Genomic DNA, 12,430 nt, shown 5'->3' on the forward strand with positions numbered 1-12,430 from the left:
ATCTATATTAGACTTCTCCATTGCTCAGCATGTTTTTGTATCGCAAGTAAGAACTCCGTCAGTACGGGCGATTTCCATTTCTTATGATGATAGGCGATCTGCGTCGCCACACGCTGTGATTCATCATTCCAATTCAACCTGGCAAGTTTGCCTTCGGAGAGTTCATTTTTCACAGTAATTAATGGAAGAAAGGCAATGCCAAGATCAGCCATCACACATTGCTTTATCGCCTCGATGCTCCAAAACTCTAACGTGGGGTCAGGAAAAACACCGTAACTGTTCAAATGCCGTTCAAATAAAGTCCGGTAGGAACAGCCCGTTTCGGTATGAAGTATGGTCACTCCTTTTAAATGAAGGGGTTCTACCTCAGCAAGATTTAATAAGGGATGATCTGGCGCTGCGATCAGCGTCATCGGCTCATGTACTAATGTTTCTATATTTAAATCTTTATCTTCCGTCTCAGGTTGCAACAAGAACGCTAAATCCAGTTCACCCGAACGGACAAAATCTGATAGTTCCCAGCAAGCTCCAGGCTTCAGAAGAATTTGCACCTTCGGATATTTAGCGCGAAACTCCTTAATAATACCTGGTAAGCGAAAAGCAGCTAGAGATTCAGGAGCCCCAATCCGTAAAGAACCCGTAAGTTCACTATCCGAACGTAACGCGTCCTCTGCTAAAGTGTGCATTCTGGATATTTCTTGAGCGAACGGGAGCAACCGACGCCCTGCGTCGGTTAGGATAATCTTTTTACTGATCCGATCAAATAATGGCTGACCAATTTCAGACTCTAGTGCTTGGATTTGTGCAGTAATACTGGACTGTGCATAATCAAGCTTCTGTGCTGCTCTAGTAAAACTGCCCGTCTCCACTACCACTAAAAAGGTAAAAAGATGACGTGACTCCATGAATTTCCCCCTAAATGAAAATGAACCATCGGAATATCGAATGGATACTATTCAAAAATTCTGTTTTTCCAATGGATCTATTATCTGCTACTCTAGAACAAAAGACAAGGAAAGCAGGATAAAAAAACATGAAGGAATCCGGTTCAAACACTTTACAAAAAAACATTGGCATGCCTCAGGCTATTGCCCTTTACATCGGGGCTGTGTTGGGTTCTGGGGTCTTAATTGTTCCTGGTTTAGCTGCAGAAATGGCGGGTCCCGCTTCATTACTGGCGTGGGGATTTATGTCGTTGCTGATTTTGCCGATGGCCTTATCAATGGGTCTGCTCTCTGCTAAATTCCCTAACGCTGGAGGCGTGTCCCATTTTGTAACGCTTGCTTTTGGTCCAAAAGCTGGCTCACTGGTAGGATGGTTCTTTCTGATGTCCGTTCCGATTGGCGCACCTGTTGCTGCACTGACTGGAGCTGGTTATATGACCGCCGCTATGGGCTGGGACGAATCTGCAAGAATTACTATTGCCGCTATTATGTTGGTCATTGGCCTGATTACGAACTGGATTGGTATGCAGGTAGCTGGAAAGGTACAAATAGCGGTAGTTATAGCGATTGTTGCTGTGCTGGTCTTCTCCTTTGCTACTGCACTGCCCCGTATGGAAGTCGAACACTTCACTCCCTTTATCCCACATGGATGGATGAGCATTGGCCAGGCTGCTGCAATCTTATTCTGGTGTTTTATTGGCTGGGAGGCTGTCTCACACCTATCTGAGGAGTTCAAGGACCCACAGCGTGCCGCCGTTAAAGGAGTAACTATCGCCGCTATTATAGTAGGGATTCTATATTTTCTCTCCGCACTAGCAACTGTTGGTACACAAAGCTACCTCAAAGGTGGATCAAGCACTTCACTCGTCTGGATTATTAGTCAGCCTCTTGGGCGCTGGGGAGGATTTATTGCCGGACTTACCGGTCTGTTCATCTGTACAGCCACAATTATTGCCTATGCAGGAGCTGCCTCACGTGTGGCTTATGCTTTATCCCGCCAAGGCTCTGCGCCGAAATGGATGGGTAAAATATCCAAACAGTATCATACCCCTATCGGTGGCATAGCTTTTCTTCTGCTCTGTTTTGTATCGGTGATGACGCTGTATGGCAGCGGGTCCCTCTCCATCACCACTCTGATCCAGTTTCCGAATGCTACTTTTATCCTGACTTATATCGGAGGTTGTGCTGCAGGAATACGTCTGCTCAAAGGAAGTCGCTTAGGTGTGATGATAAGCTGGATTTCTTTTTTAGCAACAGCTGCTGTGTTTCCTTTTACGGGCTGGGCGATAGGCTATCCGCTACTCATTACTTTGGTATTCGTTTGGATTATCCGTAATAAGCGTAAACAGAGGATACGTGTCACTGAAGAGATTGGTCCTGAAATGCATAAGGAACAACAAAAGGTGTTGTAAGGCTCTAACTGCGTTTGAACTTCTCCTTAAGGAATAGTTGTACTGGTGTCCGAAACCATGCTCAATAGGCGATAAATGTGCAAATAGCGTCAAATCTCTAACTAGTCCTAAACGGGCATTCGTTTCAGCAGCTGCTTAGATGGTTATGGAATGAAGAGGGTATACTAGACTATGACCAGTCAAAGGAGACGATAAATCATGCCAAACAAAACTAAGATTATTCTTGAGCCAGCTGCTCAAAAATTTGCCGATGATAATGCGAAACCTCCCTTTCTACCTGACCTTGGGCCAGAAAAAGGCCGTGAAACGGTAGATAGCGTACAATCCAGTGAGATATATAAACCTGAAGTTGATATTGAAGATCTAATGGTGCCAGGTGGACCTAACGGTGATGTTTCCATAAGAATCGTTCGTCCCCCAAGCTCCTCATCAGCGTCGCTGCCTGTTATCCTGTACATCCATGGCGCAGGCTGGGTGTTTGGGAATGCTCATACCCATGATCGCCTGATCCGTGAACTAGCTGTCGGAGCGGAGGCCGCAATTGTTTTCCCAAATTACAGCCTCTCCCCAGAAGCTAAATATCCTACAGCTATTGAAGAAATCTATGCAGTACTCCAGTGGACAGCTGAAAAAGGAAGCGAGCACGGATTAGATACTAGCAAGCTTTCTATAGCCGGAGACAGTGTAGGTGGGAATATGGCCGCTGCTATTACTCTAATGGCTAAAGAACGGAGTGGGCCGAAGATAGCGAAACAACTACTATTCTATCCGGTAACGGATGCCTCGTTTGATACTGAATCCTATCATGAGTTCGCCGAAGGCTATTTCTTGCAGCGGGACGGCATGAAATGGTTCTGGGATCAATATACTACTGACCCTGAGGAACGTAATCAAATCACGGCCTCCCCTCTTCGGGCTAGCCTAGAACAGCTACGGGATTTACCAGATGCACTGGTCATTACTGGTGAAGCAGATGTGCTACGGGATGAGGGTGAAGCTTATGCCGCCAAATTGCGGGAAGCTGGCGTGAATGTTACGGCTGTCCGCTTCCAAGGCATCATTCATGATTTTGTCATGCTGAATCCTTTAGCCGAGACTCATGCTAAAAAAGGAGCTATCAAGTTAGCGACAACATGGCTTCGTGAAGGTTTCTAAACAAATCAACTATTGACATATTCCTTTACTAGGCGAATTGGTTCCCACAAGAATTCTTGTGCGAAACTGATTCGCCTTTATTGTTAACATAATATTTATTATGTTAACAAGTGTATTTTTACAATTGAGAAACAAATATCCATTCTCTGCGTCAATATATTATAAATGATGTATAAGGAGCTAAAATCGTGAAATATGTACCGTTTATCCTAAAGACCGTTATATCTTCCTCCTTGCTCGTATCTGGAGCTGGTATATATTTGTCTAGTGCTCAAGCAGCAGTAACAACTCCTGCCTCCTCTTCAACAACCGTCGACTCTATCACCACAATTAAACCCTTATGGCACGACAAGGCAGATGGTCAAGGAATTTATAGCCAACTGGCTCCTATTGCAAATGGATTATTCTATTATTCATCAGGCGGGACACTAAAGGCCGCCGATCTCACTACAGGCAAAGTTAAATGGTCCTACAAAAACGGAACAAATCCTGAGATTATAACGAATAACTCGGTTTTCTTTATCACTTATGAGGGTTATCTTGTAAAAGTTAATGCTCAAACGGGGAAATTGCTTTGGAAGGTTAAGGCTGCCAAAGATCCGATCGAGATCGGTGCTTTCGCGGAGTTAGTTAACGGAGTGATATACTTCCGGAACGAGCATGGTGGAATTGCAGCTTATCATCCGGTCACTGGTAAAAAGATCTGGGAGAATAAAGACATCCCTATGTATGTAGGAAGTATCGACGGCCTTTATAACGGGGTATTGGTAGTATCCAGTACCGTTGATAATAGACGCACACAGTTTTTCGGTCTCGATCCGGCTACAGGCAAGAAGTTATGGAGAATTCAGGGATTTTATAGCTTTGTCGCTTACCGGGATGGTGAATTATTACTCCGCGAACAAGCCAATGCTGCAAATGATGCCTCTAACGTGCCTCTTAAAGGCTATCAGTTGACCCTGGTACATGTTGATGTTAAAACTGGAAAAGCGAAGACCAAAAAGAACTATAAACCGCTCGAAGATGTCAGTAGACTCGGTAATTATTTCACATCACTTCAAGGCTCGTATCTATATACAGTCGATGGAGGTTTAGACCAATGGGGCGGTCATCCACTATACCGCTTTACCTTAGGTCAAGAAACAACGAGTGAACCCAAAAGTTATCAGGAGTACGGAAATTGGGTGGCTGGACCAGTAAATAACATGGCTTTTTTCCAAAAGGGTGCACAGATCACTGGCGTTCAAATGAACGATAATCGCATTATAAGCTTCAACGGACCGGACAGTCCAGCGCTTAGTGTTCAATTGATCGGTAAGGGGATTTACACTGGCTATGAGAATGGCTACTTCTATATCATAAATGCAGAAACAGGCAAAGCGCTTGGCAAAGTAAAGACCGGAGCACAACAATACGGCACACTATTTAGTGCGAATGGTATTCTCTACATCCAGACGGAGCATGATATATTCGCGATTTCCCTGCCAAAAGAATTAAAATAGTTGTTGTTACTCCTCATCTTTTGCAGCCACTTCTCGTTTAAACTCACTGGTTCGACTCTCCAGATGAACTGACCCGCTGTTTCCAATCTGGAAGGTCGTGCCAGACCCAATCGACAGAATTTTTATATATTGTATATTAATCATTGATTCTGCGGAATCCTTTAATATCACAAATTCATCCGCTTCATTCCCTTGCTTTGTCCATACAGGGATAGGGATGTCTATGAGTGTAGTATCTTTCGGGTGATTATTAATCTCCCTTATGTTAAAAAGATAATTCTCCTTGCTTCCCAGGAATTTAGATTGAACCCGGTCTACAGATCCACAAATAAAAATAGAACTGTCGGACAGATTATTGATATAAACATCTTGTATGCGTGAGGTGTGCATAGGTTAACTGCCTTTTTTGACTTGATCTGGAGCGCTCTGAGTATATTCTATTACGCTGTCAAACGCCGAGGAGCAATGAATGGATTGAGTATCCCCTACTAAAAATACTGATGAACCTGAGATCGAAACGACTTTCACTGCATTGACACTAATATCTCTATTGATCACCGTTATCTTCATTCGTCTCCCGCCTTCCGGTTATATTTATTTCCAAATGCCGCTCTACTGCCATAACGATATCTCGTTTGATTTGCTCTACAATAGAAGCGCATTCCTCATCAGTGTATCCACGCCCTTCTTCTGTGGCAGGGAGTTGGTTTACATACTCGTTAATCCGTCCATCCATTTGATTCAGCAGATCCTGAGTCACCATTTGGATATATTGCTCATCAATGCTTAAATTCTTCTCTTTTTCTAAACGTGAAAATTGCGAGGGAACCTCTTCTTGCACATACTTCAAAATCTGTGGGCGAATCTGATCCGATAAGGCAGTTGTACCATCCTCCCGCTCCCCAATAGGTTTACCGTTGATCATCGCTTCATCCAGATTGTTTCCCTCATTCGGTGTAATGCCTATATTTAAAGTGCCTTCCAGCTTTTCGATTTTTAATTGTTCAAAATGATAATTGATAGGTCCTATACTTGCAGATTTATTGTTCTTTATGCTGTCTACATCGCCTTGCAAATCGCGAAGCTGCTTCTCTAACTGTTGAATCTTCTCCGCTTGCAATCTGAGTGTATTAAAAACCTGCTGAGCGTAATACGGATGCATACAACCCCCTCCTATGGTTTATTGTATGCGGGGACAAAGAGCCTAATTCAGATGTGCATATAGTTCCGCCGCTGGCGGTAAGGATACAAGGGGTGAAGCCATTTTTTCCACTGGAGTCGTTGGAGCCGATGATGGAGCTCCAGAGGCCTCATAATTATGAGACAAAGTATTGATTCGTCCCGATGTACCAATCTGAAGTACCGAGGAATTAGAGATAGTGCCGATTTTTAGATTATAGATCGATATGCATTGATATACCGTAATGTTCATTTAAACCCCACCCTTAAGGAGGTGATACTTGATCCACCACATCTGAATCCATCGTATTTGTACTGCTGGCCGCATTATTCGTTATATTCGTACCTATGGAGTCACCTATGGAGAAGGAGTTGGCACCGGCATAAATTTTAGAGTTGCTGCTCAGGATAACGGATGCCGTATTTCCTACTAAGACTGTGGAGCTGGGGCCTACGCTATTGATTTTAATATTGCCGATGATTGAAACCACCAAACCACTCCTCCTTTCGGAATGATAAGCTATTCTATGTAGATATTCGCCCAGATGTCACTGAATAAGTCAAACGCCCATACAATGGATAAAAACCGTAGGAGGCGCAGAGCTATGAGTCCCAATAAGACGAACCCTTTAGATTGGATGAATGAAGATCCCTTTTTTAAGAAAAAGTTATCCTTGAAAGCTCTTGAAGAGCAGTGGAAGTTGGATCCTAACCAAATTGACGGGTATGTCGAAAAAGTAATCCGTGAAGCAACTGCAGCGACCTCCTCTTCATTTATGAACGAAACCACAAGTTTAAGTTTTGAGCACATCGACACTCATAATCACCTGATTACCAAAATTCGTATTCCGAACGGAATTCACCCCGAAAGTATATGGGCACAAATCAATCGCACACAAATTAAATTAACAGGTTTAGGAAAAGATCATAGCGAGATTATTCAGTTGCCAGTTCCCGTCATTCCAGATCAGAGCAGAGGCACTTATAAACAAGGTTCCCTCCAATTCAGAATGCCTAAAATGTCAGCGGGAAGATTCAAAGATATCGACATCCGATATTTATAAAATATTCCTTTAAAATCCACCTGTTTTACTCGTCCAAGTGCCCCATTCCCCCTAAAAAAACGTCTTAAAATCAAAACAGCGTATAATTTAAGTTATACGCTGTTTTTTTTGAGGGTATTTTTTGCCCCTTTTTCATCCGATTTTCTATTCTTTTCGCTCTTCGAACTTTAAGTTCCTCTTGGTCATAAGATGGAGTATCCAGAGTAAAGGTGGGGGCAAATCATGTCTAAAAACAAACGTGGCAAAGCACTTTGGCGCATTCCATCCCGGGCCAGAGGAACATGTCCGATCTGTGGCAGCACACGTATTAAGCTGTTGTACTTCGGGAAAGGCATTTCAGGTGAAAAGCTTAACGTATGTAAGAAATGTGATGGGAAGCAAAAGGTATGAAAGCATTTAGCAGATAATTCACAGAACGGGTTACCAAATAAAGTGCGACCTTAACCTCGAACCTAAGCTCGACAAAAAAGCTATCGCACTTTGCTTGGTAATCCTTCACTTTCAAAAACTTTTATAGTTCAATCCGATAGCGTCTTTCCTCATTCGTTAGAATGAATCCGACAGATTCATATAGCCGTAATGCAGAATCATTTTCCGTAAGCACCATCAGACATGCCTCTTCCAGTCCGTGGGTTCTAAAATAGCTTAATGCTTGAAAAAGCATGTACTTAGCAATTCCGGATCTTCTCCATGGCTCAAGTACAAATACATTTTCGATGTAGCCACCCTTCTCTTCCTGCCAGACCATTAAGCTACCCGCAACCTTCTCCCCTTCTCGAACAACAAGTGATGTCCAGAGCGGATTTTGTTTAAATTCAGCTAACCGTTCTTTCCCTAGCGGAGTTTCCGGCCAAATCTCAGCTTCTAATTCCAAATAATGCTCGTCTTCTTCAGGCGTCTCCATATTCCAGGTTGCGAATTCAAGTTTCTTAGCCAGAGTGGGTTCAGACAAGCCATCACTTAGATTGTGTTTCATCTTAAATAAGCTATTATAATGAGAGAAGCCCTTCACTTTTTCGAAAAATTGAGCATTCAAGACTTCTGCCGAATCGTTCCCTACACATAGAGTAGTTTTGTAATCCTTTGATAACGTTTCTTTTAATTCGAGTGCTCTTAATAAGAGTGACTGATAAACTTTTTCTAATAAATCATAATCGCCTTCACGTTCTGGTATTGTTTTTAAGTTCAGGTAGATCGAATGTCTGCTATCCTTGGAACGGCCGGGCGGAACAATATTGATGATGCTCACTTGACCTTTGGCCACCATTTTACCGTCCTCGAAAGCGCAATATACATTTTCCCAATTTTCCTCAGTGCCAACCCACCAAAAAACAACATTTCCCTTTGAAGATACTGAGTTATAAAGTTCACCAAGTAATGGCATGTCACCTTGTTCAAAATGACGGATAATAGTCAATACAAAACCCCTTTTCAAATCATTAATATGGAATATATTTATAATAACATGCAAGTCCACGCTTGATTTGGTAATGAATTTTTATAACTAACTTCTCCTTGTTGTAACATTTTTTAAGTAACCCCTGTCTTACTTATATAGGGGGACTGAAGGATGAGAAAACGATTTTTTATAGGGATTACGATATTTCTGATTACTTGTGGAGTTGCTCTTGGTGTAGGGACGATATCAAATCTTCTGAGTCCGTTTAAAAGCTTCTCAGTCATCGTAGATAATCAATCTGATGTTGATATTAACTCTTTCGAAGTAGGATTAATTGGTGCGGATTCAAAGAAATTGTATACAAGTCCAATAAAAGCAGGACAAAAGAAAAAATTCAAACCAAAATTGAGTTTAAATGGTGAAGGTGCTATATATCTTCGATATACCAACTCTAACGGACAGTCTAAAGAACAAACCGTGTGCGGTTATACCGAATATTTATCAGGTCATTCCAAAGTCACGATTACTAATGAACGCACAACCGTTGTTCAGCAATGTAATTAAATCCATTCACATCTGACCTTCAATCCTGCTTCACTCTGATGAGAGATATGTCTTCTAATAGGATAAAAAGCCGCCATTAAGGCGACTTGCTAATCAAATAAGATTTAGTTTTTTAATTTGGAAGATGGGTCGGATCCAATCCTAGAGGGAATACTTCCTCAAAGTTATCTTGCTTTTCATATAAGCTATACCAAGTCTCTGCAATAACATCAGGATCACCAGCTGTTCCTGCTTGTATCATTGTCCCTATGGAAAGATGGCCGACAAATACTCCTTTATCTATTAACTCATTGTGTAAAGCAGTAGCATAATTTCGTATACCAGACATAACAATGCCGCCATTTCCTACAAAAGGCAAAGGGAACATAGCAGAAATACCAGTGGTAAAAAGAATGGCTCCTGATCCTCTATGGATCATATTGGGTAATACTTCATTAACCGAAAGAACGGCGGGCAGCAAGTAACTGTTTATTTGTTCCAACACACTTTGAGGTGTAGTTTCCAGCACATGAGTGAATTTATCCCACCCTGCATACGGACTGAACTCTAGTACATCGATTGAACCAAACTCTTTTATTATCGCTTGAAAGACTTGTTTTAGAGCAGCTAAATCTGTCACATCCGCTACAAAAGATTGTGCTTCAATATTAAGTTTCTTAAGTTCACTAATGATCATTGATAATTTCTCGGGATTGCGTGAAATGACAGCCACCCTAAATCCATTAACTCCGAATTTTTTAGCTAGAGACAATCCTAACCCAGGCCCTGCACCCACGATAACAATATTTCTCATTTTTGATGAACTCCTTTTCTATGATATATTAAAGTAACAGCTGTTGCTTTAATTAACAGCTACTAATTTAATGTATCAATCAACAATCAACCTGCAAATGTTGCTATAGCAACAAGATTGCTAAATTGTTGGGTAGGAGTGAAGTAATGGCTACTAAAGTAAACAATATTCGGCTGACACAGACTAAACAGTCTTTAATTGACTCCTTTTTACGGTTAGTTTCCCTGAAGGATTTTGAGAAAATAACAATCGTCGATATAACAAAGGGAGCTAAAGTTAATCGAGCCACGTTCTATGCACACTTTAATGATAAATATGAATTATTGGATTATATTATGGGTGATTCGGCATCCGCTGCTATTGTAAAACATACTGAAGGTGAAATTAAATTCGATCAAGAAGGCATCACTCAACTCGTATTATCGGTATTCGATTTCTATCAGCAACCAAACATACAATGCCGCAGCAGTTATATAGGGATGGTTGTCCCTCAATTGAAAGAGAAGATTATAAATGAGCTGAAGGTTCACTTATCTAACGCTTTAGGAGATATCTACCCAGATCACGGGAAAAGCTTTTATGTACCGATCATCGCACAAATGATCCATGAAGGTGTCTATCAATGGGTGACAGGGAATAATACTATAAATCAACAAGAAGTCGCCGAGAGAATTTCTTCATTAGTCATAAGCGGGCTGCAATCGTAATTTAAAATCAGAAGATTCCTCAGACCTTTCCGCTGCCTGAACACTAAGGGGCCGAGTACGTCATTTTACAGACGAACTCGGCCCCTTGTGATACAGAATATTATCTGACCGTGCAACACATCAATCGATTACACATTCCCCGAAAGATTTAATTGCCATGACACACCAAATTGATCCGCTACCCAGCCAAATTTCGAACTGAATGGATATTCGCCTAGTGGCATAAGCACCTGTCCACCCTGGGATAATGCTGCATAGACGCGGTCAATTTCGGCTTCACTTTCACAATTCACATACAAGGATACTGCTGGAGTAAAGGTGAATCCATGCTTCACATAGCTATCTATACACATAAAAACTTGTCCATGTAATGAAAAAGTAGCCTGCATGACAGTCCCTTCAGGGCCTGCTTCATTTGCTCCATAACGTTTAATACTGATGATTTCGGAGTGATCAAATAAAGAAGTATAGAAATTCATAGCTTCTTCAGCCTTTCCTTCGAACATTAGAAATGTCATTATCTTTTGATTCGGTTGCTTCATAATCGTCCAGCTCCTTAAAGTAATTTTATACAGATCATCTCATATCATTAACGCTTTCGTATACTTTCAAACGGGCATATACGGTTTCGAGAATGGGATACACAACTTGACCAGGTACAGCCATCGCCAAAAGTGCACCATGCAGATGCTCAGCTTCCACTGGCAGATGTTTTAGCATATCCCTATGCATAGAGGAAGTAAATTCGGGTAGCACCGAATCCATCTTTTGCATCGTGACCGATACCATATCTGCTCCAACAGGCATACCTGCACTTTGCGCTATACTCACGATCTCATTCAGAAGCTGCTCATAAATAGTACGCGCTGTAGATGAGGCTAAAATGGGTCCAACCGAGCTATCCATTAAAGTTGTAATCCCGCTTAAACTAGCTACGAATATATATTTCTGCCACACTTCGCGCTGAATATCAGAGCTTAGTATCACAGTGAAACCTGCTTTATCCAAATGACTGAGAAGTTTCTGCGTTCGTTCTGACTCCCCACCCGCCCATTCACCAAACACAATACTATGAAAAGAACTACTTTGTATGATAGCTCCATTAGAACCTAACGTTGTCTCGATATAACAAAGACCACCCAGTACCTTTTCTGCTCCAAAATGCTGCTGCAAAATACCAAAATGCTTATACCCATTAAGGAGCGGGAGAATCATAGTATGTTCACCGACGAAAGGGGTAAGATCCATCATCACCTGAGGCAAATGATAGGCCTTCACTGCAATAATAATACAGTCAAAAGGCTCTGCCTTCTCCCCATATGTAATCGTCCGAACGGGAGTCTGAAAGTCACCATGCACACTTTTTATTGCCAGACCTTCATCTTCTAACTGCTTTTGTTTAGTAGAACGGACTAGAAAAGTTACATCTTCCCCTTTTTGAACCAGACGCCCTCCAAAATAACCACCAATAGCTCCTGCACCCACGAATAGAAAACGCATGTAAGTCTCCCCTTTTTCCACCTTTTTTTAACAAATAAAAAGACCGCTTAGCTTATCCGCTAAACAGGTCCGAATGGCAAAAAAAGAGTCAAGTATCGACCGTTCTTTTGTCTCGGTCCATACGGATCTGAGCAAAATCCAACGAGTTCACCTCCATGGCTACAAATAAATTACTATTCATAAATCTGATCCATCTAGAGCGCCATTCGAT

At 41.9% G+C, this 12,430-nt stretch carries 17 protein-coding genes; 7 read left to right on the forward strand and 10 right to left on the reverse strand.

Annotated elements, in window-relative coordinates; all coding sequences use genetic code 11:
• Window positions 1–2: 2 nt before the first annotated feature.
• On the reverse strand, window positions 3–905 hold the full coding sequence (locus NSQ55_RS16370; protein WP_076133707.1) for a LysR family transcriptional regulator: 903 nt from the start codon (window positions 903–905) through the stop codon (window positions 3–5).
• A 128-nt stretch (window positions 906–1,033) separates the two neighbouring features.
• Here NSQ55_RS16370 and NSQ55_RS16375 point away from each other — a divergent pair, with 128 nt between their 5' ends.
• From NSQ55_RS16375 to NSQ55_RS16385, 3 genes are all read left to right on the forward strand, one after another.
• On the forward strand, window positions 1,034–2,356 hold the full coding sequence (locus NSQ55_RS16375; protein WP_076190229.1) for an amino acid permease: 1,323 nt from the start codon (window positions 1,034–1,036) through the stop codon (window positions 2,354–2,356).
• Between the two features lie 198 nt (window positions 2,357–2,554).
• Window positions 2,555–3,511: an alpha/beta hydrolase gene (locus NSQ55_RS16380; RefSeq protein WP_076217745.1), complete on the forward strand. Its 957-nt coding sequence runs from the start codon at window positions 2,555–2,557 to the stop codon at window positions 3,509–3,511.
• Between the two features lie 188 nt (window positions 3,512–3,699).
• Window positions 3,700–5,013: a PQQ-binding-like beta-propeller repeat protein gene (locus NSQ55_RS16385; protein WP_076190227.1), complete on the forward strand. Its 1,314-nt coding sequence runs from the start codon at window positions 3,700–3,702 to the stop codon at window positions 5,011–5,013.
• A gap of 6 nt (window positions 5,014–5,019) precedes the next feature.
• On the opposite strand, the gene NSQ55_RS16390 is transcribed toward NSQ55_RS16385, so the two are convergent.
• Genes NSQ55_RS16390 through NSQ55_RS16410 form a run of 5 tightly spaced genes read right to left on the reverse strand, consistent with a single transcriptional unit; the run spans window position 5,020 to window position 6,683 of the window.
• Window positions 5,020–5,403 carry a hypothetical protein gene (locus NSQ55_RS16390; RefSeq protein WP_076126717.1) on the reverse strand — a complete coding sequence of 128 codons (384 nt, stop codon included), beginning with the start codon at window positions 5,401–5,403 and terminating at the stop codon, window positions 5,020–5,022.
• Window positions 5,404–5,406: 3 nt separating this feature from the next.
• Window positions 5,407–5,583 carry a spore gernimation protein GerPD gene (locus tag NSQ55_RS16395; RefSeq protein WP_111504304.1) on the reverse strand — a complete coding sequence of 59 codons (177 nt, stop codon included), beginning with the start codon at window positions 5,581–5,583 and terminating at the stop codon, window positions 5,407–5,409.
• Window positions 5,561–6,175 (reverse strand): spore germination protein GerPC, encoded by a 615-nt coding sequence (gerPC, locus tag NSQ55_RS16400; protein WP_076126719.1) that lies wholly within the window; start codon window positions 6,173–6,175, stop codon window positions 5,561–5,563. Before gerPC ends, NSQ55_RS16395 begins: the two co-directional genes overlap by 23 nt.
• A gap of 42 nt (window positions 6,176–6,217) precedes the next feature.
• Entirely contained in the window at window positions 6,218–6,445 is a 228-nt protein-coding gene (locus tag NSQ55_RS16405) for a spore germination protein GerPB (RefSeq protein WP_339168058.1), read from the reverse strand.
• A 13-nt stretch (window positions 6,446–6,458) separates the two neighbouring features.
• Complete coding sequence (locus NSQ55_RS16410; RefSeq protein ID WP_036687577.1) at window positions 6,459–6,683, reverse strand: spore germination protein; 225 nt, start codon at window positions 6,681–6,683, stop codon at window positions 6,459–6,461.
• Window positions 6,684–6,797: 114 nt separating this feature from the next.
• Between NSQ55_RS16410 and NSQ55_RS16415 the strand changes: the two genes are divergently transcribed.
• Complete coding sequence (locus NSQ55_RS16415) at window positions 6,798–7,256, forward strand: Hsp20/alpha crystallin family protein (RefSeq protein WP_076126722.1); 459 nt, start codon at window positions 6,798–6,800, stop codon at window positions 7,254–7,256.
• Window positions 7,257–7,478: 222 nt separating this feature from the next.
• Window positions 7,479–7,646 carry a hypothetical protein gene (locus NSQ55_RS16420; protein WP_175618918.1) on the forward strand — a complete coding sequence of 56 codons (168 nt, stop codon included), beginning with the start codon at window positions 7,479–7,481 and terminating at the stop codon, window positions 7,644–7,646.
• A gap of 121 nt (window positions 7,647–7,767) precedes the next feature.
• On the opposite strand, the gene NSQ55_RS16425 is transcribed toward NSQ55_RS16420, so the two are convergent.
• Complete coding sequence (locus tag NSQ55_RS16425) at window positions 7,768–8,640, reverse strand: GNAT family N-acetyltransferase (RefSeq protein ID WP_339174536.1); 873 nt, start codon at window positions 8,638–8,640, stop codon at window positions 7,768–7,770.
• Window positions 8,641–8,826: 186 nt separating this feature from the next.
• Here NSQ55_RS16425 and NSQ55_RS16430 point away from each other — a divergent pair, with 186 nt between their 5' ends.
• Window positions 8,827–9,219 carry a hypothetical protein gene (locus NSQ55_RS16430; RefSeq protein WP_248548701.1) on the forward strand — a complete coding sequence of 131 codons (393 nt, stop codon included), beginning with the start codon at window positions 8,827–8,829 and terminating at the stop codon, window positions 9,217–9,219.
• A 112-nt stretch (window positions 9,220–9,331) separates the two neighbouring features.
• Here the strand turns inward: NSQ55_RS16430 and NSQ55_RS16435 are convergent, their stop codons facing one another.
• Complete coding sequence (locus tag NSQ55_RS16435; RefSeq protein ID WP_076184391.1) at window positions 9,332–10,012, reverse strand: SDR family NAD(P)-dependent oxidoreductase; 681 nt, start codon at window positions 10,010–10,012, stop codon at window positions 9,332–9,334.
• A 146-nt stretch (window positions 10,013–10,158) separates the two neighbouring features.
• Between NSQ55_RS16435 and NSQ55_RS16440 the strand changes: the two genes are divergently transcribed.
• Window positions 10,159–10,719 carry a TetR/AcrR family transcriptional regulator gene (locus NSQ55_RS16440; RefSeq protein ID WP_339168062.1) on the forward strand — a complete coding sequence of 187 codons (561 nt, stop codon included), beginning with the start codon at window positions 10,159–10,161 and terminating at the stop codon, window positions 10,717–10,719.
• Between the two features lie 128 nt (window positions 10,720–10,847).
• On the opposite strand, the gene NSQ55_RS16445 is transcribed toward NSQ55_RS16440, so the two are convergent.
• On the reverse strand, window positions 10,848–11,261 hold the full coding sequence (locus NSQ55_RS16445; protein ID WP_076279344.1) for a VOC family protein: 414 nt from the start codon (window positions 11,259–11,261) through the stop codon (window positions 10,848–10,850).
• 34 nt (window positions 11,262–11,295) lie between these two features.
• Window positions 11,296–12,219, reverse strand: coding sequence for a ketopantoate reductase family protein (locus NSQ55_RS16450; RefSeq protein WP_076279343.1), 924 nt, complete (start codon window positions 12,217–12,219; stop codon window positions 11,296–11,298).
• Between the last annotated feature and the right edge of the window lie 211 nt (window positions 12,220–12,430).

Source organism: Paenibacillus sp. FSL H7-0943, from assembly GCF_037963265.1.
Lineage (GTDB): Bacteria > Bacillota > Bacilli > Paenibacillales > Paenibacillaceae > Paenibacillus_AQ > Paenibacillus_AQ odorifer.

What these genes read in the sequence shown, in the direction of transcription:
- NSQ55_RS16370 (WP_076133707.1), bottom strand. Translation starts at nt 905, where the DNA reads ATGGAGTCACGTCATCTTTTTACCTTTTTAGTGGTAGTGGAGACGGGC.
- NSQ55_RS16375 (WP_076190229.1), top strand. Translation starts at nt 1,034, where the DNA reads ATGAAGGAATCCGGTTCAAACACTTTACAAAAAAACATTGGCATGCCT.
- NSQ55_RS16380 (WP_076217745.1), top strand. Translation starts at nt 2,555, where the DNA reads ATGCCAAACAAAACTAAGATTATTCTTGAGCCAGCTGCTCAAAAATTT.
- NSQ55_RS16390 (WP_076126717.1), bottom strand. Translation starts at nt 5,403, where the DNA reads ATGCACACCTCACGCATACAAGATGTTTATATCAATAATCTGTCCGAC.
- NSQ55_RS16395 (WP_111504304.1), bottom strand. Translation starts at nt 5,583, where the DNA reads ATGAAGATAACGGTGATCAATAGAGATATTAGTGTCAATGCAGTGAAA.
- gerPC (WP_076126719.1), bottom strand. Translation starts at nt 6,175, where the DNA reads ATGCATCCGTATTACGCTCAGCAGGTTTTTAATACACTCAGATTGCAA.
- NSQ55_RS16405 (WP_339168058.1), bottom strand. Translation starts at nt 6,445, where the DNA reads ATGAACATTACGGTATATCAATGCATATCGATCTATAATCTAAAAATC.
- NSQ55_RS16415 (WP_076126722.1), top strand. Translation starts at nt 6,798, where the DNA reads ATGAGTCCCAATAAGACGAACCCTTTAGATTGGATGAATGAAGATCCC.
- NSQ55_RS16420 (WP_175618918.1), top strand. Translation starts at nt 7,479, where the DNA reads ATGTCTAAAAACAAACGTGGCAAAGCACTTTGGCGCATTCCATCCCGG.
- NSQ55_RS16425 (WP_339174536.1), bottom strand. Translation starts at nt 8,640, where the DNA reads ATGCCATTACTTGGTGAACTTTATAACTCAGTATCTTCAAAGGGAAAT.
- NSQ55_RS16430 (WP_248548701.1), top strand. Translation starts at nt 8,827, where the DNA reads ATGAGAAAACGATTTTTTATAGGGATTACGATATTTCTGATTACTTGT.
- NSQ55_RS16435 (WP_076184391.1), bottom strand. Translation starts at nt 10,012, where the DNA reads ATGAGAAATATTGTTATCGTGGGTGCAGGGCCTGGGTTAGGATTGTCT.
- NSQ55_RS16440 (WP_339168062.1), top strand. Translation starts at nt 10,159, where the DNA reads ATGGCTACTAAAGTAAACAATATTCGGCTGACACAGACTAAACAGTCT.
- NSQ55_RS16445 (WP_076279344.1), bottom strand. Translation starts at nt 11,261, where the DNA reads ATGAAGCAACCGAATCAAAAGATAATGACATTTCTAATGTTCGAAGGA.
- NSQ55_RS16450 (WP_076279343.1), bottom strand. Translation starts at nt 12,219, where the DNA reads ATGCGTTTTCTATTCGTGGGTGCAGGAGCTATTGGTGGTTATTTTGGA.